Source organism: Brucella pituitosa (assembly GCF_003049685.1).
Lineage (GTDB): Bacteria > Pseudomonadota > Alphaproteobacteria > Rhizobiales > Rhizobiaceae > Brucella > Brucella pituitosa.
Genome location: NZ_PYSY02000010.1, coordinates 76,256 through 100,062, shown reverse-complemented (window position 1 = coordinate 100,062; position 23,807 = coordinate 76,256). Strand labels below are relative to the sequence as shown.

The following is a 23,807-nucleotide window of genomic DNA, read 5'->3' as shown; positions in this document are numbered from 1 at the left end:
TGCAGAACTTGCCTGCTTGCAAAGTCATGACGGACGGCAACGGCGGGTATAACTATTGGTTCCCGCCATGCCGTTGACTGGTTGGACATACCGGGAAAAAGGGTGCCGACCGGCACCCTTGTTGTGATAGTGGATAGTCATCTGAAAACCCGGAAGGCAGAATCTAGCCGATGCCCTTGCCGCCTGTGGCACCATAGACTTCTCCATTGATGAAACTTGCTTCATTGGAAGCAAGCAATACATAGATGGGGGCCAGTTCGACGGGTTGACCCGGTCGACCGAAATCGCTGTTCTCACCAAAATGAACGACCTTCTCATCGGGTTGCCCGCCAGAAGGCTGCAGCACTGTCCAGACGGGTCCGGGAGCCACCGCATTCACACGAATGCCCTTTTTGATGAATTGTTTGGCCAGGGCTTTGGTATAGGCAACGATACCGGCCTTGGTCGTGGCATAATCAAGCAGGATTTCCGAAGGCTGGTATGCCTGTATGGAGGCGGTAGTTATTACCGCTGCACCAGCCGGCAGCAATGGTTCTGCCGTTTGAGCGATCAATGCAGAGCGTAAAGATTGGTCTTCATGGTTTTGTCGAAATCCGCGCTGGTCAACTCGGATATCTCTTCACGGAACTGCTGCCGGCCGGCGTTGATAACCAGTATGTCGAGCCCGTCGAGTTGATGCGCTGCCTGTGCGACCATTTCGCGGCACCAGACTTCGTCACTGATGTCACCGGGCAGGGCAACCGCTTTGCGGCCTTCGGCGCGGATCAAAGCGATGAGCGACTGCGCATCCTCTTCTTCCTCCGGCAAGTAGGAAATTGCCACATCGGCTCCTTCGCGGGCAAAAGCGATCGCTGCAGCTCGCCCGATGCCTGAATCGCCGCCGGTGATCAGTGCGCGCCGTCCCTCCAATCGATTGTGACCCTGATAGGATTGTTCACCGTGATCGGGTTCGGGCTGCATCTTTTCAGCAATGCCGGGTCTTGCCTGGCGTTGCTGGGGAAACGGTGGGGCCGGATAAAGGCTACGTGGATCCTGGAGTGTCGGATTATCAGACATTTTCTCTTCCTTTGCGAATGAGGAAGAAATGGAAATTCAATTCGTTTCTTCCAAATAGCAAAAAAGCGGGCTTTCGCCCGCTTTCTCATTTACAGGTAACGACTGCGTTCGCGCTCGACTTCCTCGGGCGTGTAAGGATCAGCATCGGCGTCAAAACGCTGCCAGCCTTCCTCGGTATAAAGCTTGCGACGCGTCGCGACATCCACTCTGTTGGTCCCGGCCAGGATGGCGTCTGCTTCCGCATAGCGCTCGTCGGCGACACGCGCAGTCACAAGCGAGCCACCACGACGCACACTTTCAGCATAAACATGCGCATCCTCTTCCGACACACCGCTTTCAGTGAGGGCACCAATCAGTCCACCCGCCACACCGCCAACCACGGCGCCGCCAACTGCACCGGTCAGGGTCGCTGCGAGCCAACCGGCAGCAACCACGGGTCCGACGCCAGGAATAGCCATGATGCCTAAACCGGCGAGAAGTCCGCCCGCACCGCCCACAGCAGCACCGATGCCAGCGCCCACACCCGCTCCGGAGCCGGCATTGCTTTCTCTGTCATCGTGGTGGGAGACGATCGAGATATCGTCTGAAGGGAAGCCCGCGCTTTCCAGGCGTGCAACCGCATCCTGCGCTGCGGAATAGCTATCAAAAAGTCCAGTAACAGTTCGCATATTCTTCTCCCTGGTTCATGAAGGTGTTATTACGAGGGGGGTGGGTTACATCGCCTTCTTGGTGACGTTACCCTGGTAATCAAGCTGCACTTCCATCTTTTCAGTGCCCTTCATCGCCGAGGCTTCCCAGATACCATCGTCCCGCAGTTTCAAAGCGGTGACATCCTTGTAACCTGCTTCTTCAATGCGGCTCTTGGCCTGATCTTCGGTGAAGCTATTGGCGCCCTTCACCGGTGCATCTGGATTTTTGCTATCCGGGGTCGAGACTGCCGGGGTTTCCGGTGAAGTGGCACCACTATCCTGTGCAAAGGCAAAAGACGGCGCGACAAGGAAAGCGCCAGCAAGCGCTAAAACGCTGATTTTCATGGTTTTTCTCCACTGATGTAATGTCTACACCTACCGAACTCCCGCCCAGAGGTTAAGTTCCAAAAAAAACTTCCACAGAGCCCAAGAATTCCTGATGGGCGGCATGCGAAGGGAACAACTGGGAACATGTTGCAGGCGTGGAAGTTTCAGATCTGTCTGGTCGCGATGATGAGGTATTAATTGTGCGTTCCACGTCAACAATTCCTTCTGCCAATATCCACCCTGACTTTTTTACAGGCCTTGCGCGCGGCTTAGGGGGTGCACTGTTATTTGCGCTGCCGATGCTGATGACGATGGAAATGTGGGAGCTTGGTCTTTACGCCAACCCGATGCGGTTGCTGTTGCTTTGCCTGTTGAACATTCCGTTGCTGATCGGGCTTGCTTACCGTATTGGGTTTGAGCGCATGTCGACCTGGTCACAGACGCTGCGTGACGCGGCGATCGCCTTCTCTCTTGGTATTGTGTTGAGCGGCACGATCCTTTGGCTGTTTGGCCTGTTGAGCCGTGAATTGCCGCTGGACCACATGATAGCGATGATTGCCCTGCAAGCTGTTCCAGCCAGTATCGGCGCCTTGCTGGGACGCAGCCAACTCGGCATGCGGTCGGAAGAGGCTGACGAAGAAGATGGAGAATATGATGGAGAGAGCGGCTATTTCAATGAGTTGTTCATGATGATCGTTGGAGCACTTTTTCTGGGGTTGAATGTGGCCCCCACCGAAGAAATGATCCTGATTGCCTACAAGATTGTGCCTGGCCAGGCCGTGCTGATCCTGCTTGTGTCGATCATCATCATGCATGGCTTTGTCTATAGCGTTCATTTCAAAGGCGGGCATCGGGTGCAGGAAGGCGCGCCGTGGTGGAGCTCTTTGGTCCGGTTCACGCTGCCGGGCTATGTGCTGGCATTTGCGACCAGTGCATACACATTGTGGACATTTGAACGGCTGGATGACACCTCATTCGCCCAGATGGTCACAACGATTATTGTGCTGTCGTTTCCCACGGCGATTGGGGCGGCATCCGCCCGCCTGGTTTTGTGAGGCAGCAACATGAACAAGCAAATTAACAGGAAGAACAATGAAGCAGCGACCGTTGAAGTCCATTGGAGCGAGTGGCTCGCGGGTGGCCTATCCGCTTTGCTTATCGCCTCGCTGCTTTGCTGGTTGGGGTATCATAGTTATCAATATCAGCCAGACAAAGCCGATTTCCGTGTCGAAATGACCGGCTATACTGCGGTCGAAAATGGGTATCGGGTCGCTTTTGCAATTTTCAACTCGTCGCGATCAAGCGCCGCCCAGGTTCGTGTTGTGGGAACCATTGACGAACCGCAAGGGGGCGCGGAACAGGCGACCGCAATCTTCGATTATGTGGCATCACAAGCTCGAACCTCGGGCGCACTGTTTTTCTCGAACGATCCGCGCAATCGCGCGCCGAAGCTGCGCGTGGTAAGCTATATTGAACCTTGAATTGTTGAGGGTTTCGTCGCAGCGAGGCTTTGCTGAGTGACTGTCCGCTCTCCTCCATGGGGTTGGCGGGTCGCCATGCACGAAGGATTCAAAAATGTCGGTGGTTCTCAAAATTGAGGGAACAGTGTCTTCGCTTTCCTGTTGGGTGTTTCCAATGACAGGAGTATGAGAGGATGAAGAACCCGGCAAGCCAGAATAGTAAAAGGACATCCGACAGGGCAACGACACTTCCTAAAGCCGACGAAGAAACCGGCGGTGCCACTGGGGCTTTGGCAGTGCAACATCCGCCGCCTTCGCTTCAGGATTCGTCCGGGCAGAGTGATGTTCCGCACCCGGGAGCTTGCGGATTCAAGCCGGTCATCTATCTGAAAGCGGGCTGTCCCTATTGCTTTAAACTGCGTCTTGCATTGCTCGAAGCCGGGTTGATGGACCGCGTTGCGTTTCAGGAATTCGACGCCGACACGCAGGAAGAGAGACGCATCCGGACAGAACTCTCCCAGCATTTTTTTCCCTGAGCTTCCCCACTGCAGAAATCGCACCAGGTCGGTTCGAGAAAGGATCAGACGCGCTCATCCAGCACTTTCTGAGGGATTCAGGCAGATCTGCGAGCCAACTTACAACTTTGCAGGCCTATCTCAAGGGCCCCTTCGTGCAAATTACCGGCCTTTCCCCCCGTCACCCATTCGGTCGCTGTTGATGAAGCCACCTCTCGATAGATTGGCCGAGGGGCAAAGAAGGGGAGCGGAAGGCCATCAGCGAAACATCTGGAACAAGCTTCGACCCGGCGAGTTCGGGATGCGGAGGAAGTGACCGATGATTGCAAAAAATGAACAGGAGAACAAGATCGAACTTGCCGTCATCCATTGCTGACGGTCTCGCTGGGCCGAGGGACCAAATAGGGCCAGGCGCCGTTCGAGCAGATGGCGGAGACCAAATCCCGACAGAAGAAAATCTGGCGCAGGCTCAATGTCTGAAGAGCCGCAACGACAGTAAGCGGCTGCAGCCGATGCGCCGCTTTCTCAAAGATAATGGGCTAACGATCGCTCTTATCGCGCTGTTTCTTCTGTCGCTGGTGGGTATGGTTGTTGCAGGACTTTCCCATGTAAACGAAACGCTCATGCGTCATCACCGGGCACCGCTTGGGCTGTTCGAGTATCTTAAGAGCGGGGAATTTCTTTCTGCTCTGTTTGAAAACTGGGAGAGTGAATTTCTGCAGATGGGGGTCTATGTCGTCCTGACCGCGATGCTGTTTCAGCGTGGTTCAGCGGAGTCAAGAGATCCCGATCAGGATCGGGCGCCCTCATCGCAAAGGTCATCGCCCGCAGCCAGCCGATTCTACCCTGCTATAGAGTTTCTCTACGCCCATTCGCTGGGCATTGCTCTCCTTGCATTGTTTGCTATCAGTTTTGTTTTCCACGTAATTGCTAGTTTTCGCGCAGCGCGTGAAGAAGCGGCACAGCATGGCGCAGCTCTGGCGGCATTCTGGCCTTACTTGCTGGATTCGGGCCTATGGTTTGAATCGTTCCAAAACTGGCAGTCTGAATTTATGTCGACGGCCGCGCTGGTTCTCTTATCGATTTATTTGCGTCAGAAGAGTTCGCCCGAATCCAAGCCAGTGCAGGCCAGCAATCAGCAAACCGGTGATTGATCGAACCGCCAGAATGGGTGACGCTGTGGAAATTTCGCTTTGGAACAAAGCAACCGGCAAAGGGTTGGCGTTTTGAGAGCTTTGAGGAGAAAACCATAACGACACAACCGCTTCCGCAGGACAATAGCAATCCGTCCAATTTACCGCAGCCCGGACAGTCGCCAGAAATCCCGGACATTCCTCCGGCTACCGTGCCCGAGCAGCAGCCAGATAGTCTACCCGAACCGCTGGGACCTGACATTCCTGACCGGCCCGAGCCGACGCCTGATGTTCCGGTGCCGGAGCATTCGCCGGAAATCCCGGGAAATCCCTCCGGCTACCGTCCCCGAGCAGCAGCCAGACAGTCTACCCGAACCGCTGGGACCTGATATTCCTGATCGTCCCGATCCAGCACCCGAGGTTCCGATGCCAGAGGAGGCACCCCCGCCCCCTTTCAATCCAGAAAAACTTGCGCTGTAGTCGCTCATGCGAAATCGCTTTTATCGCGGCTCTCGTGAACGTCGCGCTGCGCCGGCCGGAGCTGCGGTGCCGTTTCATGCATGAGCGGTTACGATAAGCGATAGCCATATCGGGGAAAAGCTTTGACCAACGCCTGCCGGCGCCAGCTCCACTTCTTCACAGGAGGTGAGCAAAAGCTTGTGGGCGCCCCGGCTGATGACAGACACGGACACCATTGCAGGGGCCGTGATCCTTTTCTTGGTGGTTGCTACCATGCATCGATCAGCTCCTGCGTTGTCGCAAGCTCCAATTGTTCTGCCAGCCTATGATGGCAGAGTGCGAGGATTGCGTCATGACTTGGATCGGAGCTACTGCAGACCGCATCCGTCACAAGAATGACGCGATAGCCGCGATCTACGGCTCCAAGAAGGGTCGCAAGCACGCAGAGATCGGTTTCCGCACCACTGACGATCAAGGTGTGGACACGTTTTTTATAGAGGAATTTCTGGAGCAGACCTTGCGTCCAGGGAGAATAGACGCCCTTGTCCAGAAGAGTGGCCGGCGGGACAAAGCGTTGTAAGGGATCAACAAGATTGAGCAGATCACGGTCCAGAAATTCGAGCGTCACGCTCTGCCATTTGCGGTAATAGCGTTTCCAGGCGCCGACGGCGTCGTCTGGAGAGTGCGGCGGAATAAAGCGCGTGAAGACAGTCCGCTCGCCGCAGATCCCGCAAAGACTGACAATGTTGGGAAGAACCGCCTCCGCCCAGGGCACGTGCCACGGCGCTCCGGGGCCGAACAATTTTTGCATGTCGACGCAAAGATGTATGCTCCCAGCACGGAGGTTCCCTTTGGTGATCCCGGTTTCAGGCAGCATTTTGATCTCGCGCTTTCTTCTCAATTGTGCGGCCGGCTCCAATCATCCGCCAAATTCGCTCTGAGTTGGTTGCCGGTTTACCCACCAAACTCCGCCATTCTGTTTTCGTTCCCGCTTTTCACGGCCTGCAGCCGTTCCGGGTCGTGAACCCAACAGCCACAGCGCAACTGCGGCTGAGATATTCCCTGTACGATATCGTACGGTTGGACTGTCTCTCGGAACCAAAGCCCCAGTCGGGCCTTAAATCAAAGGCGGGACAGGAGAGAGATGATGTTATCGCAGCCAAATTTCGAAGATGAGTTGATGCAGCTGCTACCGGCACTGACACAGTTCGCGCGGTCCTTATGCCGCCAATCTGCCGATGCAGAAGATCTTGTTCAGGAGACTTTGGTCAAGGCTCTGAAAAACCGGGAAAAATACCAGCCCTACGGCTCGCTGAAATCCTGGTTGTTCACGATCATGAAAAATAGCTTTTGCAGCCGGTTCAAACGCGGGCGTCGGGAGACAGCTTTGGGCGATGAACGGGGTCCGGTCATCAACGCGCCGCAGGAAATGGCGATTGAACTCCAGGACGTTGGGCGCGCTTACACCAAACTCTCGGAGAGCCACCGCAACGTCATCGACATGGTTGTCTTCAATGGTCTGAGCTATCAACATGCCGCCACCCAAAGCGGCTGTACTATTGGCACGATAAAAAGCAGGCTGTGTCGCGCTCGAATGCAATTGGAGTTGGATCTGAATTCAGCCTCGTAACGGGTGTTTATTCGGGGATCCTGTCTTTTTCCTGCGAAGCATTGCCATTGGCGGCGAAAACGTCCTGAGGCTGTTGCGCTGGACTGATCAGGCGGATCGCCAGATCGCAGATAGCGGATGAATCCCGCAGGCCACTTTCGTAAAGCCGCAACACCCGCTCGGCCAGAACGGCTTCATCGAGTTGCGGACCGGATAGTTTGAGGGAAGCAAGAGCCACGCAGTTTCGCATGAAATCGATTTCATCGGGTGCGTATATTCGGCTCGCTTCGTTAAAAAGGGGCACGGCAAACTCCTCGCTGTTATCCGCCACCCGTTGGTGGACAGAAATCAAGCATAACGGATAAAGCAACGCGGTCTTTTTTCGTCCGATAGCGTACAAAGGCCCTCATTAACCGCTCTAAGCGATAAGGTTGCCAGGCGGAACAAAAGCCTGCCTGGCTTGTTTTGCGTTGAGGGCGGCAAAACGAGGCAAATTGAAATGACATTCCCGCAGCTGCAGAATATGGAAAACCGGCTTCTCTCGCTCATTTCGCAAGCTGATTACGACGCGATTGCCGGTCATGCGCGTTTTCTCGAACTTCCGCGCGGGCACATATTGGCGCAGGCTGGCAAGCAAATAGAGAGCGTCTATTTCCTGACGGCTGGAATTGGCTCGGTAATCGTCACCACGCGCGAAGGGCACCGGGCGGAAGCCGGGCTGTTTGGATTTGATGGATATGTCCCGACTTCAGCGGTGGCCGGTGTTGAGACCAGCTCCTATGATGTCACCATGCAGGTGGCGGGACAGGGCTACGCGGTTGCCTATGATCGTTTTCGTGAACGCATGGAGACGAGCCGCAGCTTTTCCCGGGTGATGATCCGGGCGATCGAAGCCTTTTCAGTGCAGCTTGCTTCGACAGCGGTGACCAACGCCGTCCACGAGATCAATCAGCGCCTCGCGCGCTGGTTGTTGATGTGTGATGACCGCATTTCAGGTTCGGAAATCGCATTAACCCATGAGTTTCTCTCCATCATGCTTGCCGTGCGCCGGCCAAGCGTCACGACTTCGCTTCATGTGCTTGAGGGTCTGGGACTGATCCGCTCCTTGCGCCACAATATCGTGATCCGGGACCGCAAAGCACTCGAGGCCTATGCCGGCGGAGCCTATGGTTGGGCGGAACAGGAATATCGCCGGTTAATGCAGGATCTGAATACGAAAGCCAGCGTCCAGCCCGCATAAGCACGCGGCCGATCCACGCGGGATGGGTTGTTCTTCGCAGGTAACGGCCGATAATAAGGCATGGAGCTGCGAAAGCACACCAAGGATTGCCCGCGTAAGATTTCTCGGTTTCCGCTCTGCGTGGACGGAAATGACGCCGATGAAGGGCTGTGCGTTTTTCCAGCCGTCAGGCTGGCCTGGGCGGAGACAAACCGCGTTCCTCAGGCAACCCCGTAGGTTCGGCGGAGCCCCGAGGAAACGATGTCACTTCTCTTTTGGAGCAACCAAGGCTTGCACAAGCGGAATCTGTTTCCGGTTCCGTTTGTTTTTGCGCCGCCGAAACGGAAAAGCTTTGTTTGGGGTGTCAGAGCTTTGTGCCGAAGAGTTCATGATATTCCTCCTCCGGCTTGCCATAGGCTTCACCGGCAAATTCCTCCAATCCTTTTCTGTCACGAATGGTGATCCGTCCCCGCTCGGAGCGAACCAGTTTCTTTCCCTCAAGCATATGCAGGCTGGTGGTGATGCTGGGTCGCCTGACGCCGAGCATCAGGGCGATAAAATCATGGGTGAGGATAATCTCGTCACCGTCAGTGCGGTCGTGGCTCATCAAAAGCCAGCGGGCAAGGCGCTCATGAATGTTCAAATTGACATTGGCCCAGACGGTATAGGAGACCTGCGAGGAAAAACTCTGAAGGTAGCGGGCCAGCAGATTGGCAAACAGGCTATGGCGTTTAATGTGGCTGCGAGCGGCGCGCGCATCGATCCGGTGGCCGTGTCCTCCAACCTGCATCACAATCTGATGGATGCTTTTGTAAGCCCCGACTGCAAGCGAGGTTGGGCCAAACCCTTCGCGACCGACCATGCCGGCTTCAGCAAGTTGTCCGCTTGCGGACACTGTAACGACAGAGCCGATGCCACTACAAAGAAAATAGAGATAATCGATCGGTTGGTCTGCTGCGACGATGACCTGGCCGCGCTCCAGGGTCACTGGCTCAAGGGACGTAAAAATCTCGCAAAATATGTCGGGGGGCAGGCTGTTGAGTAGTCGGTTCTGCAATTGTCTGACGCCGTCCATGTATCCTACTTTTGGGCATGGAACGCGCTCCGCACGGCATTGCCCCCTCGATTCTGTTTGACGGGGAACAATCTGTAACACCCTGATCCGGCGTGGTTTTTCTGTACGATAGCAGACAAACTGGTCCGTGCGCCGTAGTATGGTGGTGGGGTTGTTAGAAAAGAAAGACAAGTGCTGAAGCAAGTCGCAGGTTCAAAGATGCCATGTAGCAATGCATGCTTGCACCCTGACTGATCGCATGGGTCAGTGAACCAGGTCGGATTGACCGAACAATGCGGTGGCGATCGTCGCAAGATCGTCATCCATGGCACTGAGCACAAAACCTGCGAAGCGCTGCCCATCGAGACCTGGATGGGCCGCGAGCGCGAAGATGAAGGGAATGCGATAGGTTTCCAGCGCCGCTATCACCGGCAGAACCGCTTCGGGTTCGATTGCAACATCCAGTATGACCGCATCGACCGTTTCGCCTGCCAGCAGAGTGAGGCTGGTTTCCGGGGTGCTGACGGGTCCGAGAATTGAGGCTCCCAGCTCCACAAGCTTGGTTTTTGCGTCCTCGGTCAGAAGGAAGCTATCCTCAAAAATTAGTATATTCTTGCCGCGATACAAATGCGGCGTGCCAAGCTTTGAATGAACCATTACAGTGAGTTGGCCATGATTGGATGAAAATTACAAGTCATGCGCGTGAACAGATTTTACCTGGTAAATGTTTTTTAGCGGTGACCGTCGACGATCGTGTGAAGTTTGTAGCGGGCACGATGCAGGCGGCTTTTCACTGTACCGACCGAGCAGTCACAGAGTTCGGCTGTCCGTTGATAGGACTTGCCTTCAAAGACCACCAGGGCAAGCACCCGTTTATATTTAACCGGCAAGGTTTCAAGCGCCAGTTGAACCTCATGCGCTTCGAGCGCGTATTCCTGGGACGCTTTGACCGCCATATCCTGGGAAACACAATCCATGATCCCGGGTGCTTCGCGGCTCTGGATCCGAATGCGGGTACAGAATGTATTGCGCATGATGGTAAACAACCATGATTTGAGCGGCGCATAGGGTAGGTATTTCGCGCGGTTGGCGATCGCCTTGACGAGTGTTTCCTGAACGAGATCTTCGGCGTCTTCTCTTTGATTGTAGAATTTGCGCGCGAATGCCCTCAATGCGGGGATCATGGCAACGAGTTCGTCGGGTTCAAGCACGCAGTCGGTTGTGCTATTTTCGGGGGTTCTGCAAGACATTGCTCCAGCCTTTCCGGGTACAGCCCGGTGCGGGCAGCCGAAGCTGCCCTTTTGGGTCTATGAATTTTTATGGCTTTGTTGCCCGGCCTTCACATGCTGCTCATGTGTGCCGCCACGCGAAGACGATGGGTTCTCTTTGTTATCGTCCCGGTTGCTGGCCTGCTTGCCGGTGTTTTTGTGGCTCTGCTGGCCGGCCTTGACGTGCTGTTCGTGGCTGCCGCCCTGGCTATGATTCTGTGCCATTGTTTTTTCCTTCCCAATTTCCTGTTTTAGGATGATGTTTTGTCGCGCGTGACGAGGGTCTAACCCGGCGCAACACTGGATGTTCCGAAATTGCCGTTGTAACATCGTTCACGATTGGCTTTCCGCGCGTTGGGGCCGCAGCTGGCGATCGATGGGTCTGACATGCGGGCAAGAGGGCCAGCCTCCAAGCGTGCCGTCCACAGAAGGCAAGCCGTGGGAGCATCCGGTTGGTCAGCCCGACAATGCAGCCGGGCAATCAGCGGCGCGGGAAGTGGGGACGGTTCGGCGCGGCTGACATCAGCCGCCGCGTCAATATTGACGGGACATCGCGGGAGCAGAGGCGGAATGAGAATCTGTGTCGCTAAGGCCATGGGAAACCCTGGCAAACAAGGGCAGGCATCAAAGAGTAACAGGCTTATTGGCGGCCGGTGGCCGAGGGCGGCGTTTGCGAAGGAGCGGAAGCCGGCGGCTTGGCGTCATCGTCCATAAAGCCACGTCCGGGACGCATCTGCCCGTAGAATTCGACCGCAGCCCAGACAATGAGGGCGAGAACAAGGCTCATCACTAGAACAAGCAGCACCGGACGGCCTTTAGACCCTTGACGTGCCTTGGTCGGGTCAATCTTTTTCATCGGTCGAGCCCCCTGGCACGGCGATCCCTTTCGATCTCTTCAAAGGTCAAAGGCGGCATTGTACGATCAAATGCTATCCAACCCTCCGCCACATAGAGATCGCGGCGCTCGTCGATCTTCACACTGCCCCATTCATCGAGCAGTGCTTCCACCTTATTGACCTCCGCTTCATCACAACGCGTGAGCAACAGCGTACTGCCGCGACGCAGCGCTTCGCTGTATGTATCAGCCATGCGTTCGGAAATGTCATGTTGTTGCAGGGTGTTAACGATGCTTGCGGGCTCGGATGCATTGTGCGTGGATCCAGCCACGCCAACAAGAGAGGCGGTGACCCAGCCAATCACAGCCACCTCGCCAATTCCCGGCAGCGACATGATGGCCAGGGCGTCAAGTGAGTCAAGGGTGTGACTGTCGTGCGGTGACGGTTGCGCTGCGGCATCGTTCAGGCACTCAACCGATTGCGGGGCACCGCAAATTCTTGCTTGCTGGTCTCCCTGCAAAACCACATTGTTGGTGATGAGGCTCACATGCTCTGCCTCTATTCCGGCTTCCCGCAAGGCTGACATCGCATCATAGGCTTCATCAAAGCTGTCAAAAAGTCCACTCACACAAGCCATTGCGCCTTCCTTTGAAGAATATGCGTCGGTCAATCTCTCTGGTCGGCCCGGACGCTCGCGCGCCCGGGCAAGCATTGGAATGAGCCTTGAGGTCAGGCGGCCTGAGCGGTGACGTTTGCCGAAGTTTCGGCGAGCGAGGTCAGATCCTTGTCCGTCTGGCCTTCTTCCTGCAAGGTTGCATCAAGAAGCTTGGCGACATCCTTATGGCCGAGGGTTTCAGCCCAGCGTTTGAGTGTGCCATAACGGGTGATCTCGTAATGCTCGACTGCCTGGGCAGCCGAGATCAAACCCGCGTCAAGCGCTGGGCTGTCGGAAAACTCCTCCATGATCTCCTCGCCTTCAGCGATGATGCCTTCGATGGCGTCACAGGTTTTGCCCTGCGCGCGCTTGCCGAGCAGTTCGAAACATTGCTGCAGGCGCTCAACATGGGTTTCGGTTTGTTCCCGGTGGGTTTCGAACGCCGCTTTCAGCTTGTCATCATTTGCGGCGCGCGCCATTTTTGGTAGCGCTTTGAGGATCTTGCGTTCGGCATAGTAGATATCTTTCAAAGTGTCATAAAACAGATCATCAAGATTACGTTGCTTTGCTTTGGCCATTTTCCGGCTCCTCCATTAAATTGCGCGTGGTTGCGCGATGCCTGTTGCATGCGCATGGTGACCGAACCTCCAGGAGGCAGCTTTGTTTCATGCCTCGGGTTAAATTTATGAAGAAATATCGGAGGCGCGCACATGGGCCTTGCGGATCAGGCGGTGCGGTCGTCGTCAGAGCGCCTGACGCTTTGGCGGGCGAGGCAAGACGCGGCGATCGGCAGATAATAAGCCGAACGCACAGCCGAAGATTTTAAATTGGGCTTTTAGGTTTATTGGGTGAGATGAGTGATCTTTGTGCTCAGCTGGCAGTGCAAACCGTCGGGGTGATAATTCAGCTCAACGCTACCACTGATTTCTCCTGCGAGAACGCGCTCGATGAGTTTGCTGCCAAAGCCGCTGCTTTTGGGAGCGGAGATGCTGGGACCGTCTTTTTCTCTCCAGACAAAATTGAGTTGCTGCGATGCTGGGTCGTGGGTCCAGGTGACGTCAACAGAGCCGCCCGGCACTGAAAGCGCACCATATTTCGACGCATTAGTCGCCAATTCATGCAGGCCGAGAGAAAAGGCCATGGCCGCGCGTGAAGAAACGTCGATCTTCGGGCCATTGATCGCAAAATTGGAAAGACCGAATGGCAGCAGCGCCTCCTCCACCAGTTTGTTGAGTTCTGTCGCCTGCCAGACATCGGCGGTGAGAAGATCGTGGGTTCGGGCCATGGCGCCCAGTCGGGCTTCGAAGGTCTGATAGGCGCTTTTATGACTGGGATTGCGAAAGGTCTGGCGTGCCAAAGCCTGGACGGTGGCCAGGACATTCTTGATACGATGTTTCATCTCGCCCAGAATTGCCTGCTGCAATTGTTCGGACTTTTTTCGGTCGCAGATATCATGGGCGCTTTTGGACGCACCAATGATGCGTCCATTGCCATCCCGGACCGGCGATACCGTCAACTGAACATCCAGTCGTGCGCCGTTCTTGTGCAGCCGCACTGTTTCATGGGGTGCGATGGCGAGACCGCGAGAGATTTTTTCGATGATTTCGACCTCTTCGGTCATCCTGTCGGATGGGAGCAGCATGGTGACTTTGCGCCCGATAGCCTCGTCAGCGCTGTAGCCATAAAGACGTTCCGCGCCGTGATTCCAGCTCAGAATGCGCATTTCGAGATCAGTGCTCAGAATTGCGTCATGGGAAGAAGAAACGATTGCCGCCAGCTGACTTTCCAGTTCCTGCGCGCGCAATTGTTCCGTGATGTCGATAATTGTCCAGACCGCATGGGTTATGAGGCCGGTGTCGTCGCGCACCGGGCTTGCCGCACAGCTGACAGGCGTGTGGCGACCATTGGCGCCGAGCAGGCTGAATCGATGAAGAAAGCTTTCTCCGTTGGTGAACAGCGCTTTGAGTGAAGTAAGGTAAGCGTCCAGTTCAGCGGGTTCAAGCACAGCCTCCAGCCCGCCAGCCAGCAGGATTTCCTCACGATGGCCGGAAAGCGCGCAGAGCCGAGGATTGACCTTGATCAGCCTGCCCGTGTGCTCGCTCAGGGCAATTCCGGCATCCGTTTGAGAGAAGAGCAGCTCCAGCCGCTGCTGGTTTTCGGTGAGCTTGCGCTGCGCGATGACGCGCGAGGTGGTTTCATTGACGATGCAAAGCACGCCCAGGGCACCATTGTCAGAAGCGCTGATCGGAGAATAGGAAATATCGAAATAAACGGTTTCGGGATAGCCGAAACGCTCGATGTGAAAAGGGCGGTTCTGCGCGGAAACGGTCTGACCTGTTTCCAGCACGGTTTCAAGCAATGGTTTAAGATCATCCCACAATTCCGACCAGTTCTCCTGGGCCGGTCGACCGAAGGCTGCGGGATGTTTGTGACCGATGGTTGGACGATAGGCATCATTATAAAGCGCGATGAACTGAGGACCCCAAAAAATGACAATCTGCGCATCGGAGGGAAGGGCGAGATCCAGCGCGCAACGCAGGGCAGGCGGCCAGCCATCCATCGGGCCAAGAGGACTTGTGGGCCAGTTGATTGTCCCAAGCAGGCTAACACAGTCAGGGACGCCCGCCGATGCGTTGGAAGCGGTTGGGCTTGCCGCATGCATGTTGGAGGTCAATGGCGCAGCTCCATCCTGCATAAATTTGTTATCGCTCACAGTGCGCTCCGATGAGAAATTCCAAAACAATATCTAACAGGAGATGGCGGAAGATTAGCGCTTTTCTGGAAAACGACAACAGTATTTCCGCCCGCCGGAGAACAAAGAGCGCAAAGAGGGATAGGCTTAATCGTCAGGGCGTTCGCTTCACTGCGCTGAGTGGTTTGTTTGTGAGGTGAAACGGAGGAAGATGTCGTGAGCGGGCGAAATCCTCGGCAAATGAGATGTCGTCTTCCGTGATCACCGGGACCGGATCGGAGAGGATGGCGCGCAATGTCTCGATGCTCACAGTTTCGTTTTGAAGGGCTGATTCCAGCGCGCCACGGGTTTCGCGTTCAGCCCGCAGTAGCGCCGCGAGCGCCAGGATCAAACGATCTTTCCTGTCGACGTTTCTCATCAAAGCCTCCATGCACCGCGAATTTTCTCATAACGAACAGCGAACGCCTTGGTTCCCTTGCTTTGTTTCGCGCGAAGATAGGTGAAATGTTGGAGGCCGCCCGCAAGCTTGTTGAGAAGAATGAGCGACCACGATGGAGACAACCCGAGACCGGGTTGATGCAGAGTGTGAAAAAGCGCGCAGGAACGCCACAGCTGCAACTGGCGAACTTTCTAAAAAGACATCGTTTCGGCGAGACGGAGAGACCGGTGTCAATGGTGCCTGTGGCAGAGAGATGTCGACGGCCGATGCGTCCTGATCCGCAGGCGATATCGGCAATAGAGGGGCGTTGAATGGTTTGCAGCGAGAGGGAACCATTTTCAACAGGATGGGTTGTTCAGCATGGAAACTGGCGCGGGGTATCAATGCCGCTGCCTGATCGAAATGCTTACAGCAGGAGGGAGGAAATCGATGGGATGGTTATTTTTCTGGATCGTGTTGCTGGGTCTCCCCTTGTTGCTGGGCTTTGGCTTTGCCTTTGAGAAAATTTTGAAAAGGATCGGCAGGGCGAGTTCGCACGAGGATGGAGCATAACAATGGCACCGCGCGCAAATTGGAAGGGACAGATCAAGGTCGACGAACTGCTCTGTCCGGTCGCGCTTTACACGGCGGCGTCAACATCGGACCGGGTTTCCTTTCATCTGATCAATCGCAAGACGGGCAATCGGCTCAGTCGCGAATTTGTCGACAGCGACACCGGCAAACCGGTCGACCGCGAGGATCAGGTCAAGGGATATGAGATCGCCTCGGGGACCTATGTCAGTTTTAACGACGACGAAATCGCTGCGGCTGTGCCTGAAAGCGACAAGACGCTTAATGTGCTGTGCTTTATTGCCTGCGACGCGATTGATGATGTTTATCTTGACCGGCCTTATTACCTGGCGCCGAATGACGACAATCAGCAAGCCTACAACTTGCTACGCGAGGCGATGCAACTGCAAAAAGTTGGGGCGATTGCCGAGGCGGTGTTGTTTCGGCGCGCTCGCAAACTGCTGATCCGCGCATATGGTGAGGGGCTTCTCGCGACCACGCTGAATTTCGACTACGAGGTGCGCTCGACCAAGGAAGCGTTTTCAGACATTGGCAGTTTCAAGTTCGACAAGGAAATGCTCGATCTCGCCAGGCATATTATCGATACCAAGATGGGCAGTTTTGATCCGGCCGGTTTTGATGACCATTATGATACGGCGCTGGCCGATCTGATTAAGGCTAAAATTGCAGGCAAACCGTTCAAGAAACCGGCGCCAGCGAAATCCGCGCAGGTCATTGATCTCAAGGAAGCGCTGCGTAAGAGCGCTGAAGGAGCAGGTGGGAAAAAAGAAATCGGTTGGCCGAAAACCGGCTGCCAAGAAAACGCCCGCGAAGCAGGGTGGGGCCAAAAAGGCGAGCTAAAGAATTGAAACCCGCTTGCTGCAACGATCAGCTGCTTTCTTCTTCTTTTCGCCAATCGTGTGATTTCGCGGTGAAACTTAAGCTTTGCTTGAGCTGATCAGAAGCTGATCAGAGTGAGAGCGGATGATGACGACCGATAACCACAACAAAACGACAGTTGCGGCGGCTTCGCGTTCATGAGTGTGCCAATAGCGCAGAGCTGACACTGTGGAGAAATCCGCAGCTCATGGAAAAAGGGCGTTCGTAACCGCTCTTTTTCTTCATTGAGGTGCGACGTTACCAGTTCACCTTGAAGCCAACATTGGCCCTGGGGCTGTAGCTGTCGGCAAAGTGGGTGAGGCCTGTATTGACCGAGCCTTCGCCATAAAGCGCATATTTGCTGTCGGCCCAGGCATAGGTACCGTCCAGACCAATGCCACCACAGGTCCGGTCATTGTCGGTGTTAAAATCAACACCCGACGGATCGTCCGTGGTTCCGCCTAAGAACTCCTGATAGAGATTGGGAATGCCATAGAGCGAAGCCTGGCTTGCACGGCCCTGATCATCTTTCCAGGCGGTGGCATATTGGGCGGCGAGTCCCAGGCGACCGACAAGGCTGTCACCATCATCGACACCAATCCGGGCATTCCACGCATCACGGAAGCTGTTGGCACTGATTGACGACCAGGAGAGCTGCGCCTGCGGGGTCAGCGACCAGTTGCCTGCAAGAGGGATCTGCTTGCATCTTTCAAGGCTCACCGCATGGCCGGTCGCCTTGCGGCCATTGGCCAGCGACTGAGTGGCGGTTGAGGAAACAAGGTCATTGTCAAACCATGTCACCTGGCCCTGACCATCGAGATAGAACCCGTCATTGCCGTATCAGGTGGCGGTGGCACCGAAGCTCCATGCATCGGTGGTGATGGTTCCATCGCCATGCATGGAGGAGACATCGCCTTTGGCATGACCATATTGGCCGGTGATGCCGACAAGCAGACGGCCCTGGTCATTCTCATAGAACTGTCCGTCGACACCGGCCTGCATCTCAAGCGTGTTGATGTCCTGTTTCATGCGCGCGGTCGAGGTGGAGGGTTCAAGTCGGTTATGCGCGCCTTCAACGCGTGCCCAGATGCCCGGCTGCTCCGCGCCTGCACCAGCACCAGCGCCGACACCGGAAGTCGCAGCGGCATCAGAAGCGATGGTCCCTGCAAAATAGCGATTGCCAACCCGCTGCTGCAATGTTGGCAGCTTGTTGAGCGCCATCATGTTCTGCTCATAGCCTTCATACACCGGTGCACCGTTACTGTAGCGTGTGCTGGGTGGTGGTGGACAGCTGTTGGTGTCCTGACAGGTCGGATCGACAGGCGGTGTATCCGGATCCGGCGCATGGCAGACCAGATACCAGTTGCCGTCATTGGCGCCCTGTGAGCCGTCCTGGGCGCCACCTTGCTGCAATGTATAGGCGAAGGCGCCGCCGACAACCGCCTGCTCGCCATCCTTGACAAGGCCACCGCTGCCATTGATGGTGCCGGAGAACAGGGTGTTGCTGTCTTGCGCAAGCGTCAGCGTTGCGGCATTGAGCGCCACGCTGCCCGCGCCTGCAAGGCCGCCGGTTGAAGTGTTGAATTGATCAAGATCAGCGGTTGCCCCAGCCTCGACATTCAAAATGCCCGAACCAAAGGCATGATCGGTCATGCCGGCCTTTGCGGTACCGGCATTCAAAATGCAAGCCTCCGGAGAAGCTGTTATCGCCCGAAAGCACCAGAGTGTCCTGACCGTGTTTCCACAGCTGACCCGCTCCCGACAGGCTTTGCGCCACTGTGACTGTGTTGGAAGTCTCAGCAATATCAAAGCCACCGCCGTGATTCCCGAGCGTGAGACTGCGCGCGGCGCTGCCAACGGCACTGCCGGTCACGTGCAGCGTGCCGCCATCCAATGTGACTGCGCCGGTTGCAAGGTCGCGCTTGGCGTCGGAGGCCACCGACAAGGTCCCTGCGATGATCCAGGTGCCTCCGGCATAATTATTGTCCTGCACGAGCGTGGTCGTGCCTGTGCCCATCTGCCGGACCGCACCTGCGCCAGAGACAGGGTTTGAAAATTCGACATTATCGGCACGATTAAAAGCCAGCATGCCGGCATGGGCGGCATCGGTTCCGGTATTGATATTGCCAGCGAGGGTGCCACTGTTGCCGCCATCGCCAAGCTGCAGCACGCCCCCGGTGATATTGGTGACGCCGGTAAAATCATCGCCGTTGCCAGTGAAGACCGTCGTTCCGGCGATCTGGTTGATCGTCCCTGCGCCCTTGATGTCCGCGTGGACGGCAACAGTATCGGTTGTGTTGAAGTTTAGGACTCCGTTGCTGCCGCCGCCATCGCGATTGAATTCAATGGTCGCGACATTGAGGACTCCGCCGGCCCTGGCTGGCGCCCCAGCGGCGCCGCCGAATTTGACGATACCCGTGGTTCCGGCTTTGTACGCTATTTCCAGTGTGTTATCGTTGATGGTGCCGCCATCATAAAGGTCCACGCTGCCGTTACCGAATTGTCCAACCCAGATGCCATGCTGCCCATTCCAGGCTGAGCCCTGGCCGGAGATTGTGACATGGCCGGTGCCGTCGCCGTCAATGATGATGCGTTGATTGGCGGTGAGCGAAGATCCAGCGCCGGAAACAATCACATCGGCAGTGGTGTTTGAATAGTTACCAACAGTAACAGAAAACGGATCGACTGAATTGAGGGTGATCCCACCACCATTGCTGATCGTCACCGTGCCAGTGCTGTTATTCTCGTTGCCAATGCGGAGGTCGGCGATCTGCAGGCTGGAGCCGGCTCCATCCACCAAGAGATCAGCGGAGCCAAAGAAGCCCTGATCGCCCACATGGACCGTATCACCTGTGCCTTTGGCACCGCCTGTGATGCTCAGTGAGCCCGCAGTCTGAAATCCAACGACGAGGGTCTGACTGGAAGAGAAGTCCCAATCGGTCGCCCCGGGCGGTGGTGTGGGTGTCACCGAGCCGGTATAGGTGATTTGTGGCTGCGCCATCGCGGGCAGGTTTGCCACGACCGGGCTTGCAAGACCAACGGCTGCAGAACACAAAAGCTGCGTGCGGCGACGCGGGAGGGGAGCTGACATTCAAGCCTCTAAGATGATCGCCTCAGCGGGCATTGTTCCGGTTGACCGCAGTCGCATGTCTGAGAAATCCACTTTTCACTACGCACTGTTACGCGCAGGTCTGAGTGTCCGTCCGGACCCTTTATTTGTATTCAGAATTAATTAGCTGCAACAGGGTTTGCAGTTGTCTCTGAGTTGTGATTCCTTAATGCATCTTTTCATGTGAGGAAGGCTCAATGCGGACGACAGAGAGCCGCGGACGCTATGATCGCAGCAAATGCGTTGTCCGAGTGACCTGACGGATGAGGAATGGACCCTTGTCGAGCCGTTGATCCCGGCGGGAAAGCGGGGTGGGGGAAAACGGACGGTTGTGTTGCGGGAGGTTGTCAACGGCCTGATGTACATCCTGTCGACAGGTTGCCAATGGCGCGCCGTACCGAAAGATCTGCCGTCCCGTAGCACGTTGTTTGGCTATTTCGATCTCTGGAATTGGGATGGCACGCTTGCTCGCATTCACGAGGAACTCTACCTGAAATGTAGGGGAAGCCATGGGCCGCGAAGCCAGTCCAACTGCAGCGGTCATCGACAGCCAAAGCGTCAAAGGCGCGGAAAAAGGGGGCGTTGTGTCGACCCGTTCGGGTATGATGCTGAGAAAAAGATCAAAGACAAGAAGCGTCATATCCTCGTTGATACGGTAGGGCTTTTGCTGCATGCGTTAGTCCATCCGGCCGACATCCAGGAGCGCGACGGCGGCGTGCTGGTCCTGAAGACGCTGTTTGGGGTTATCCTTTTTTGAAGCAGCTGTTTGCTGATGGCGGTTATCAGGGGGGCGGTCTTTGCCAAGGGTCAGAAGAAGGCCATGCCCGGCCTGACCATCGAGATCGTGAAACGGTCCGATACTGCCAAGGGCTTCGAGATATTGCCACGGCGCTAGGTCGTTGAGCCCACATTTGCGTGGCTGGGGAGATGTCGAAGACTGGCAAAGGATCTTGAGAACCTGTCGAGAAATGCACTCGCCTTTCTCGAATTGGCATCAATTCACCTCATGCTACGAAGACTTTGTTCAACATGAATAAGTTCTCGGACCGACTCTGATACGAAAATAGACAATGCAATATTAGACAGTAGAAATATAAATATTAGCGCATAGAAAGAGTGGTTATAATGCCTATTATTATAGAGGATGGTTAAGATTTTGTTAAAGAACCAATTAACGCGCTTATATCTTTCGAAGTGGCGTTCGAAAATGGCAAGTTATTGCAGGTTTGCATGCTTTAAATTCAAGACTATATAATAAAGGGAATAATAATATTTAAATCGCTTAAGTATGGTGACCAAAAGAATTGCAGCCGGCAGCTGCCGCCGCTTGAAAATACGCCGTCAATTGCAGGGCTCAACAGTGCAGGGCCCAACTGTGCAGGCAGGGGTCGGGCATGTCTAGGATGCGGCTGATTGGCCCCAAGCCATGTGTCCGGATAAGCAAGGCGACGGGTTTCACTGTGCCCGGAACCAGCAATCACGGCAGGGCAATCCGGTCGCTGATGGCGATGGAAATGGACATGAAACCGGCAATTGTCACGGGCTCTTCGGCTTTAACCACGCAAGCGCCAGCTGATAGCTGGCATGTTGGGAGGATTGCGGCAGGTGACGAAAGCGGGCAATCTCCTGAGTGCATATCGCGTTAAAGCGATGCATTTTTCAACGGATGGCCAATCGGGTTTGCGCGTCTTGCGACAGGGCTGCGCCCAAAGCTATTTCTTGCGGTCTTTTTCCAGACTCCTGCGCAGCGCTTCCATGATATCAATGACATTGCCCCCGCCTGACGGATTGGCCTGGCGCTTGCTTGCGGCATGCGGTTTCGTTTTCTTTTTCTTGGCGGCGATCATCCGCTTGAGGTTTTTCTGCACGGGATCTGTCAGCAGTTGCTCGTTCCAGTCTTCCGTCTTGTTCTTGATGAGGCTGCGCACCATGGTCAGCATTTTCTTTTCGGGCTTGTTCGCCTCGATCGCACTGAAATAGTCTTTCTCATCACGCACTTCGTCGCCGTAGCGCAGTGTCCAGAGCACAATGCCCTTGTCGCGTGGCTCGAGCAGAACGGCACGCTCGCGGCGATACATCACAAGACGCGCCAGACCGGAGACGCCGGCGCTGTCCATGGCCTCGCGAATAACTGCAAAAGCTTCCGCGCCAACCTTATCGGCGGGGGTCAGAAAATGTGGCTTGTCATACCAGATCCAGCCAATGGTGTCGCGTGGGACAAATCTGTCGATATCGATGGTTCGCGTGCTGTCCAGCGCGACGGCTTCAAGCTCGTCGTCCTCCAGGATGATATAGCCACCTTCCGCTTTCTCGAAACCTTTCGCCTGGTCCTGATCGCGCACCGGTTTCTGGCTCTGCTGATCGACGTAACGACTGATCACCCGATTTCCGGTCTTCTCGTTGAGCGTGTGAAAGCGCACGCGTTCGCTGTCACTGGTGGCCGGTCGCAGTTCAACTGCACAGGTGACGAGCGAGAGTTTGAGATAGCCTTTCCAAAACGCACTGGGCACCGTTTTATCCCTTTCGATTGCAGGCCCGATTGCAGGCCCGATTGCAGGCCCGATTGCAGGATTGAACTCGCCAATCGTGGCTTGGTTCCGCAGCGTCGCATAACCGGGAACCCGGCCGGGCGCTCTGCGTTGATGGCTGCAGGCTTTCGCTGCGCTAACGCTAAGAGGTGCCACTTGCTTGACCGATTGAACGCTTCTGCTGCAGAAAAGCCCGCACCGGTGCTTGAGCGCGACCTGCACTATGTCAGCGACAGTGAGCCCGGCATTCAACGCCTGCGCTGCGGTGCGGGTTTCCGTTATAAGGGCGTTGGCGCAGGCCGCGTCTCTGCCGGCGACATTGAGCGCATCAAGGCGCTGGCCATTCCGCCCGCCTGGCAGGATGTCTGGATCTGCGCGCATCCCAACGGCCATATTCAGGCAACGGGCAGGGATCTGCGTGGGCGCAAACAATACCGCTATCATTCCGAATGGTCAGCAATGCAGGGCGAGACGAAGTTCTCCAGTCTGGGTGATTTCGCAACCGTGTTGAGCAGCTTGCGCCGGCAGGTCGAGGCCGATATGCGGCGGCGCTCATTGTGTCGTGAAAAAAGTGACTGCGACGATTGTCTGGCTGATGGACCGGTTGCTTGTGCGCGTCGGCAGCCCCGACTATGCGCGCTCCAACAAGAGCTTTGGCGTGACGACCCTGCGCAACCGTCATCTAAAAAAATGATGGCAACAACTTGCGGCTGATCTTCAAGGGAAAATCCGGAAAGGACTGGAACCTGAAGATTTCCGACAGACGGATCGCCACAATCATTCGCTCGTTGCAGGAACTCCCAGGTCAGCACCTGTTCCAGTATGTCTGTGATGAAGGGAAACGCCATGCGATCACCTCGCAGGATATCAATGACTATCTGCGGGATGTGACGAAGGCTGATTTCACGTCAAAGCATTTCCGGACCTGGGCAGCGACGGCCTCGGCTGTGAAGGGATTGTCAGCCTTGCCGCGTCCCGAAGGCGCGGCAGCGTCGAAACGGGTGTTGAACGCGGAAATCGACAGAATCGCGCAACGGCTTTGCAACACACGCGTCGTCTGCAGACGCTCCTATATTCATCCGTTGGTTTTTGAGCAATGGGAGCAGGATCAACTGACAGCAATGGTGCAAGCGGCCTCCCGCCTGCGTGTTGTCGCACCACTGCTTGATCAGGATGAGCGGATCGCCTTGAAATGGCTGCGCCATGTGGGCACAACAACCCGAGCCAATGACTGTTGAGGCGCCGTCTTCGTCAAAAAATAAGACACCGGGCGCGCGGGGCGTTGCACCGCTGCCCCGCTTCATTCAGCCGATGCTTTATGGTTTGCGCAG

28 protein-coding genes and 2 pseudogenes are annotated in these 23,807 nt (G+C 55.7%); 13 read left to right on the top strand and 17 right to left on the bottom strand.

Annotated features, from left to right (window positions below; translation table 11 throughout):
* Window positions 1–163 precede the first annotated feature (163 nt).
* The 3 genes and pseudogenes from C9380_RS26545 to C9380_RS26535 all read right to left on the bottom strand — a co-directional run bounded on the left by C9380_RS26545 (window position 164) and on the right by C9380_RS26535 (window position 2,090).
* Window positions 164–849 (bottom strand): annotated as a pseudogene (locus C9380_RS26545) (SDR family oxidoreductase).
* A gap of 296 nt (window positions 850–1,145) precedes the next feature.
* Window positions 1,146–1,724, bottom strand: a complete 579-nt coding sequence (locus C9380_RS26540) for a general stress protein (protein WP_128095156.1) — start codon at window positions 1,722–1,724, stop codon at window positions 1,146–1,148.
* Between the two features lie 45 nt (window positions 1,725–1,769).
* Entirely contained in the window at window positions 1,770–2,090 is a 321-nt protein-coding gene (locus tag C9380_RS26535) for a hypothetical protein (protein WP_079211041.1), read from the bottom strand.
* Between the two features lie 182 nt (window positions 2,091–2,272).
* On the opposite strand from C9380_RS26535, the gene C9380_RS26530 reads away from it, so the two are divergent.
* The 5 genes from C9380_RS26530 (at window position 2,273) to C9380_RS26510 (ending at window position 5,569) form a co-directional block, all read left to right on the top strand.
* Entirely contained in the window at window positions 2,273–3,127 is an 855-nt protein-coding gene (locus C9380_RS26530; RefSeq protein WP_247877697.1) for a TIGR02587 family membrane protein, read from the top strand.
* A 9-nt stretch (window positions 3,128–3,136) separates the two neighbouring features.
* Entirely contained in the window at window positions 3,137–3,553 is a 417-nt protein-coding gene (locus C9380_RS26525) for a TIGR02588 family protein (protein ID WP_128095154.1), read from the top strand.
* Window positions 3,554–3,726: 173 nt separating this feature from the next.
* Window positions 3,727–4,068, top strand: coding sequence for a glutaredoxin family protein (locus tag C9380_RS26520; RefSeq protein ID WP_128095153.1), 342 nt, complete (start codon window positions 3,727–3,729; stop codon window positions 4,066–4,068).
* Window positions 4,069–4,559: 491 nt separating this feature from the next.
* Window positions 4,560–5,201 (top strand): DUF6766 family protein, encoded by a 642-nt coding sequence (locus C9380_RS26515; RefSeq protein ID WP_128095152.1) that lies wholly within the window; start codon window positions 4,560–4,562, stop codon window positions 5,199–5,201.
* Window positions 5,198–5,569: a hypothetical protein gene (locus tag C9380_RS26510; RefSeq protein WP_128095151.1), complete on the top strand. Its 372-nt coding sequence runs from the start codon at window positions 5,198–5,200 to the stop codon at window positions 5,567–5,569. Before C9380_RS26515 ends, C9380_RS26510 begins: the two co-directional genes overlap by 4 nt.
* 338 nt (window positions 5,570–5,907) lie before the next feature.
* Here C9380_RS26510 and C9380_RS26505 read toward each other — a convergent pair whose 3' ends face one another.
* Window positions 5,908–6,516: a cysteine hydrolase family protein gene (locus C9380_RS26505; protein ID WP_128095182.1), complete on the bottom strand. Its 609-nt coding sequence runs from the start codon at window positions 6,514–6,516 to the stop codon at window positions 5,908–5,910.
* Window positions 6,517–6,819: 303 nt separating this feature from the next.
* Here C9380_RS26505 and C9380_RS26500 point away from each other — a divergent pair, with 303 nt between their 5' ends.
* A complete protein-coding gene (locus tag C9380_RS26500; RefSeq protein ID WP_247877696.1) occupies window positions 6,820–7,269 on the top strand; it encodes a sigma-70 family RNA polymerase sigma factor in 450 nt (149 codons plus the stop codon).
* A gap of 7 nt (window positions 7,270–7,276) precedes the next feature.
* Here the strand turns inward: C9380_RS26500 and C9380_RS26495 are convergent, their stop codons facing one another.
* A complete protein-coding gene (locus tag C9380_RS26495) occupies window positions 7,277–7,552 on the bottom strand; it encodes a hypothetical protein (RefSeq protein ID WP_128095150.1) in 276 nt (91 codons plus the stop codon).
* 195 nt (window positions 7,553–7,747) lie between these two features.
* On the opposite strand from C9380_RS26495, the gene C9380_RS26490 reads away from it, so the two are divergent.
* Window positions 7,748–8,488, top strand: a complete 741-nt coding sequence (locus C9380_RS26490) for a Crp/Fnr family transcriptional regulator (protein ID WP_128095149.1) — start codon at window positions 7,748–7,750, stop codon at window positions 8,486–8,488.
* A 343-nt stretch (window positions 8,489–8,831) separates the two neighbouring features.
* Here the strand turns inward: C9380_RS26490 and C9380_RS26485 are convergent, their stop codons facing one another.
* The 9 genes from C9380_RS26485 to C9380_RS26445 form a co-directional block, all read right to left on the bottom strand.
* Window positions 8,832–9,542 (bottom strand): Crp/Fnr family transcriptional regulator, encoded by a 711-nt coding sequence (locus tag C9380_RS26485; RefSeq protein WP_164844760.1) that lies wholly within the window; start codon window positions 9,540–9,542, stop codon window positions 8,832–8,834.
* A 243-nt stretch (window positions 9,543–9,785) separates the two neighbouring features.
* A complete protein-coding gene (locus tag C9380_RS26480) occupies window positions 9,786–10,178 on the bottom strand; it encodes a response regulator (RefSeq protein WP_128095148.1) in 393 nt (130 codons plus the stop codon).
* Between the two features lie 74 nt (window positions 10,179–10,252).
* Complete coding sequence (locus tag C9380_RS26475; RefSeq protein ID WP_128095147.1) at window positions 10,253–10,771, bottom strand: RNA polymerase sigma factor; 519 nt, start codon at window positions 10,769–10,771, stop codon at window positions 10,253–10,255.
* A 57-nt stretch (window positions 10,772–10,828) separates the two neighbouring features.
* Entirely contained in the window at window positions 10,829–11,014 is a 186-nt protein-coding gene (locus C9380_RS26470) for a hypothetical protein (protein WP_094574787.1), read from the bottom strand.
* Between the two features lie 415 nt (window positions 11,015–11,429).
* On the bottom strand, window positions 11,430–11,645 hold the full coding sequence (locus tag C9380_RS26465) for a hypothetical protein (protein WP_128095146.1): 216 nt from the start codon (window positions 11,643–11,645) through the stop codon (window positions 11,430–11,432).
* Window positions 11,642–12,262: a hypothetical protein gene (locus C9380_RS26460; RefSeq protein ID WP_128095145.1), complete on the bottom strand. Its 621-nt coding sequence runs from the start codon at window positions 12,260–12,262 to the stop codon at window positions 11,642–11,644. The genes C9380_RS26465 and C9380_RS26460 overlap by 4 nt, the downstream gene beginning before the upstream one ends.
* A 92-nt stretch (window positions 12,263–12,354) precedes the next feature.
* Window positions 12,355–12,858 (bottom strand): YciE/YciF ferroxidase family protein, encoded by a 504-nt coding sequence (locus C9380_RS26455; protein ID WP_094574795.1) that lies wholly within the window; start codon window positions 12,856–12,858, stop codon window positions 12,355–12,357.
* 263 nt (window positions 12,859–13,121) lie between these two features.
* On the bottom strand, window positions 13,122–14,993 hold the full coding sequence (locus C9380_RS26450) for a PAS domain-containing sensor histidine kinase (RefSeq protein WP_247877695.1): 1,872 nt from the start codon (window positions 14,991–14,993) through the stop codon (window positions 13,122–13,124).
* A gap of 133 nt (window positions 14,994–15,126) precedes the next feature.
* Window positions 15,127–15,390 carry a hypothetical protein gene (locus tag C9380_RS26445; RefSeq protein ID WP_128095144.1) on the bottom strand — a complete coding sequence of 88 codons (264 nt, stop codon included), beginning with the start codon at window positions 15,388–15,390 and terminating at the stop codon, window positions 15,127–15,129.
* A 381-nt stretch (window positions 15,391–15,771) separates the two neighbouring features.
* Here C9380_RS26445 and C9380_RS26440 point away from each other — a divergent pair, with 381 nt between their 5' ends.
* Window positions 15,772–15,963, top strand: a complete 192-nt coding sequence (locus C9380_RS26440) for a hypothetical protein (protein ID WP_128095143.1) — start codon at window positions 15,772–15,774, stop codon at window positions 15,961–15,963.
* Window positions 15,964–15,965: 2 nt separating this feature from the next.
* Window positions 15,966–16,829, top strand: a complete 864-nt coding sequence (gene ku, locus C9380_RS26435; RefSeq protein ID WP_128095142.1) for a non-homologous end joining protein Ku — start codon at window positions 15,966–15,968, stop codon at window positions 16,827–16,829.
* A 268-nt stretch (window positions 16,830–17,097) separates the two neighbouring features.
* Here the strand turns inward: ku (C9380_RS26435) and C9380_RS26430 are convergent.
* Together C9380_RS26430 and C9380_RS26425 are read right to left on the bottom strand one after the other, a co-directional pair.
* A pseudogene (locus tag C9380_RS26430) lies at window positions 17,098–18,492 on the bottom strand (autotransporter family protein).
* A complete protein-coding gene (locus C9380_RS26425; RefSeq protein WP_128095141.1) occupies window positions 18,434–19,930 on the bottom strand; it encodes an autotransporter-associated beta strand repeat-containing protein in 1,497 nt (498 codons plus the stop codon). Before C9380_RS26425 ends, C9380_RS26430 begins: the two are co-directional and overlap by 59 nt.
* Window positions 19,931–20,186: 256 nt before the next feature.
* On the opposite strand from C9380_RS26425, the gene C9380_RS26420 reads away from it, so the two are divergent.
* Together C9380_RS26420 and C9380_RS28435 are read left to right on the top strand one after the other, a co-directional pair.
* Window positions 20,187–20,705 (top strand): IS5 family transposase, encoded by a 519-nt coding sequence (locus C9380_RS26420; protein ID WP_247877694.1) that lies wholly within the window; start codon window positions 20,187–20,189, stop codon window positions 20,703–20,705.
* 15 nt (window positions 20,706–20,720) lie between these two features.
* Window positions 20,721–20,843, top strand: a complete 123-nt coding sequence (locus tag C9380_RS28435; RefSeq protein WP_268876667.1) for a hypothetical protein — start codon at window positions 20,721–20,723, stop codon at window positions 20,841–20,843.
* A gap of 817 nt (window positions 20,844–21,660) precedes the next feature.
* Here C9380_RS28435 and ku (C9380_RS26415) read toward each other — a convergent pair.
* Window positions 21,661–22,458, bottom strand: a complete 798-nt coding sequence (gene ku / locus C9380_RS26415) for a non-homologous end joining protein Ku (RefSeq protein ID WP_128095140.1) — start codon at window positions 22,456–22,458, stop codon at window positions 21,661–21,663.
* A gap of 174 nt (window positions 22,459–22,632) precedes the next feature.
* Here ku (C9380_RS26415) and C9380_RS29015 point away from each other — a divergent pair, with 174 nt between their 5' ends.
* On the top strand, window positions 22,633–23,190 hold the full coding sequence (locus C9380_RS29015) for a hypothetical protein (RefSeq protein WP_435373160.1): 558 nt from the start codon (window positions 22,633–22,635) through the stop codon (window positions 23,188–23,190).
* Entirely contained in the window at window positions 23,181–23,714 is a 534-nt protein-coding gene (locus C9380_RS28290; RefSeq protein WP_252869931.1) for a hypothetical protein, read from the top strand. The genes C9380_RS29015 and C9380_RS28290 overlap by 10 nt, the downstream gene beginning before the upstream one ends.
* The last annotated feature ends 93 nt before the right edge of the window (window positions 23,715–23,807 follow it).

What these genes read in the sequence shown, in the direction of transcription:
- C9380_RS26540 (WP_128095156.1), bottom strand. Translation starts at nt 1,724, where the DNA reads ATGCGAACTGTTACTGGACTTTTTGATAGCTATTCCGCAGCGCAGGAT.
- C9380_RS26535 (WP_079211041.1), bottom strand. Translation starts at nt 2,090, where the DNA reads ATGAAAATCAGCGTTTTAGCGCTTGCTGGCGCTTTCCTTGTCGCGCCG.
- C9380_RS26525 (WP_128095154.1), top strand. Translation starts at nt 3,137, where the DNA reads ATGAACAAGCAAATTAACAGGAAGAACAATGAAGCAGCGACCGTTGAA.
- C9380_RS26520 (WP_128095153.1), top strand. Translation starts at nt 3,727, where the DNA reads ATGAAGAACCCGGCAAGCCAGAATAGTAAAAGGACATCCGACAGGGCA.
- C9380_RS26515 (WP_128095152.1), top strand. Translation starts at nt 4,560, where the DNA reads ATGCGCCGCTTTCTCAAAGATAATGGGCTAACGATCGCTCTTATCGCG.
- C9380_RS26505 (WP_128095182.1), bottom strand. Translation starts at nt 6,516, where the DNA reads ATGCTGCCTGAAACCGGGATCACCAAAGGGAACCTCCGTGCTGGGAGC.
- C9380_RS26500 (WP_247877696.1), top strand. Translation starts at nt 6,820, where the DNA reads ATGCAGCTGCTACCGGCACTGACACAGTTCGCGCGGTCCTTATGCCGC.
- C9380_RS26490 (WP_128095149.1), top strand. Translation starts at nt 7,748, where the DNA reads ATGACATTCCCGCAGCTGCAGAATATGGAAAACCGGCTTCTCTCGCTC.
- C9380_RS26485 (WP_164844760.1), bottom strand. Translation starts at nt 9,542, where the DNA reads ATGGACGGCGTCAGACAATTGCAGAACCGACTACTCAACAGCCTGCCC.
- C9380_RS26480 (WP_128095148.1), bottom strand. Translation starts at nt 10,178, where the DNA reads ATGGTTCATTCAAAGCTTGGCACGCCGCATTTGTATCGCGGCAAGAAT.
- C9380_RS26475 (WP_128095147.1), bottom strand. Translation starts at nt 10,771, where the DNA reads ATGTCTTGCAGAACCCCCGAAAATAGCACAACCGACTGCGTGCTTGAA.
- C9380_RS26470 (WP_094574787.1), bottom strand. Translation starts at nt 11,014, where the DNA reads ATGGCACAGAATCATAGCCAGGGCGGCAGCCACGAACAGCACGTCAAG.
- C9380_RS26465 (WP_128095146.1), bottom strand. Translation starts at nt 11,645, where the DNA reads ATGAAAAAGATTGACCCGACCAAGGCACGTCAAGGGTCTAAAGGCCGT.
- C9380_RS26460 (WP_128095145.1), bottom strand. Translation starts at nt 12,262, where the DNA reads ATGGCTTGTGTGAGTGGACTTTTTGACAGCTTTGATGAAGCCTATGAT.
- C9380_RS26455 (WP_094574795.1), bottom strand. Translation starts at nt 12,858, where the DNA reads ATGGCCAAAGCAAAGCAACGTAATCTTGATGATCTGTTTTATGACACT.
- C9380_RS26445 (WP_128095144.1), bottom strand. Translation starts at nt 15,390, where the DNA reads ATGAGAAACGTCGACAGGAAAGATCGTTTGATCCTGGCGCTCGCGGCG.
- C9380_RS26440 (WP_128095143.1), top strand. Translation starts at nt 15,772, where the DNA reads ATGGAAACTGGCGCGGGGTATCAATGCCGCTGCCTGATCGAAATGCTT.
- ku (WP_128095142.1), top strand. Translation starts at nt 15,966, where the DNA reads ATGGCACCGCGCGCAAATTGGAAGGGACAGATCAAGGTCGACGAACTG.
- C9380_RS26425 (WP_128095141.1), bottom strand. Translation starts at nt 19,930, where the DNA reads ATGTCAGCTCCCCTCCCGCGTCGCCGCACGCAGCTTTTGTGTTCTGCA.
- C9380_RS26420 (WP_247877694.1), top strand. Translation starts at nt 20,187, where the DNA reads ATGCGTTGTCCGAGTGACCTGACGGATGAGGAATGGACCCTTGTCGAG.
- C9380_RS28435 (WP_268876667.1), top strand. Translation starts at nt 20,721, where the DNA reads ATGGCGGTTATCAGGGGGGCGGTCTTTGCCAAGGGTCAGAAGAAGGCC.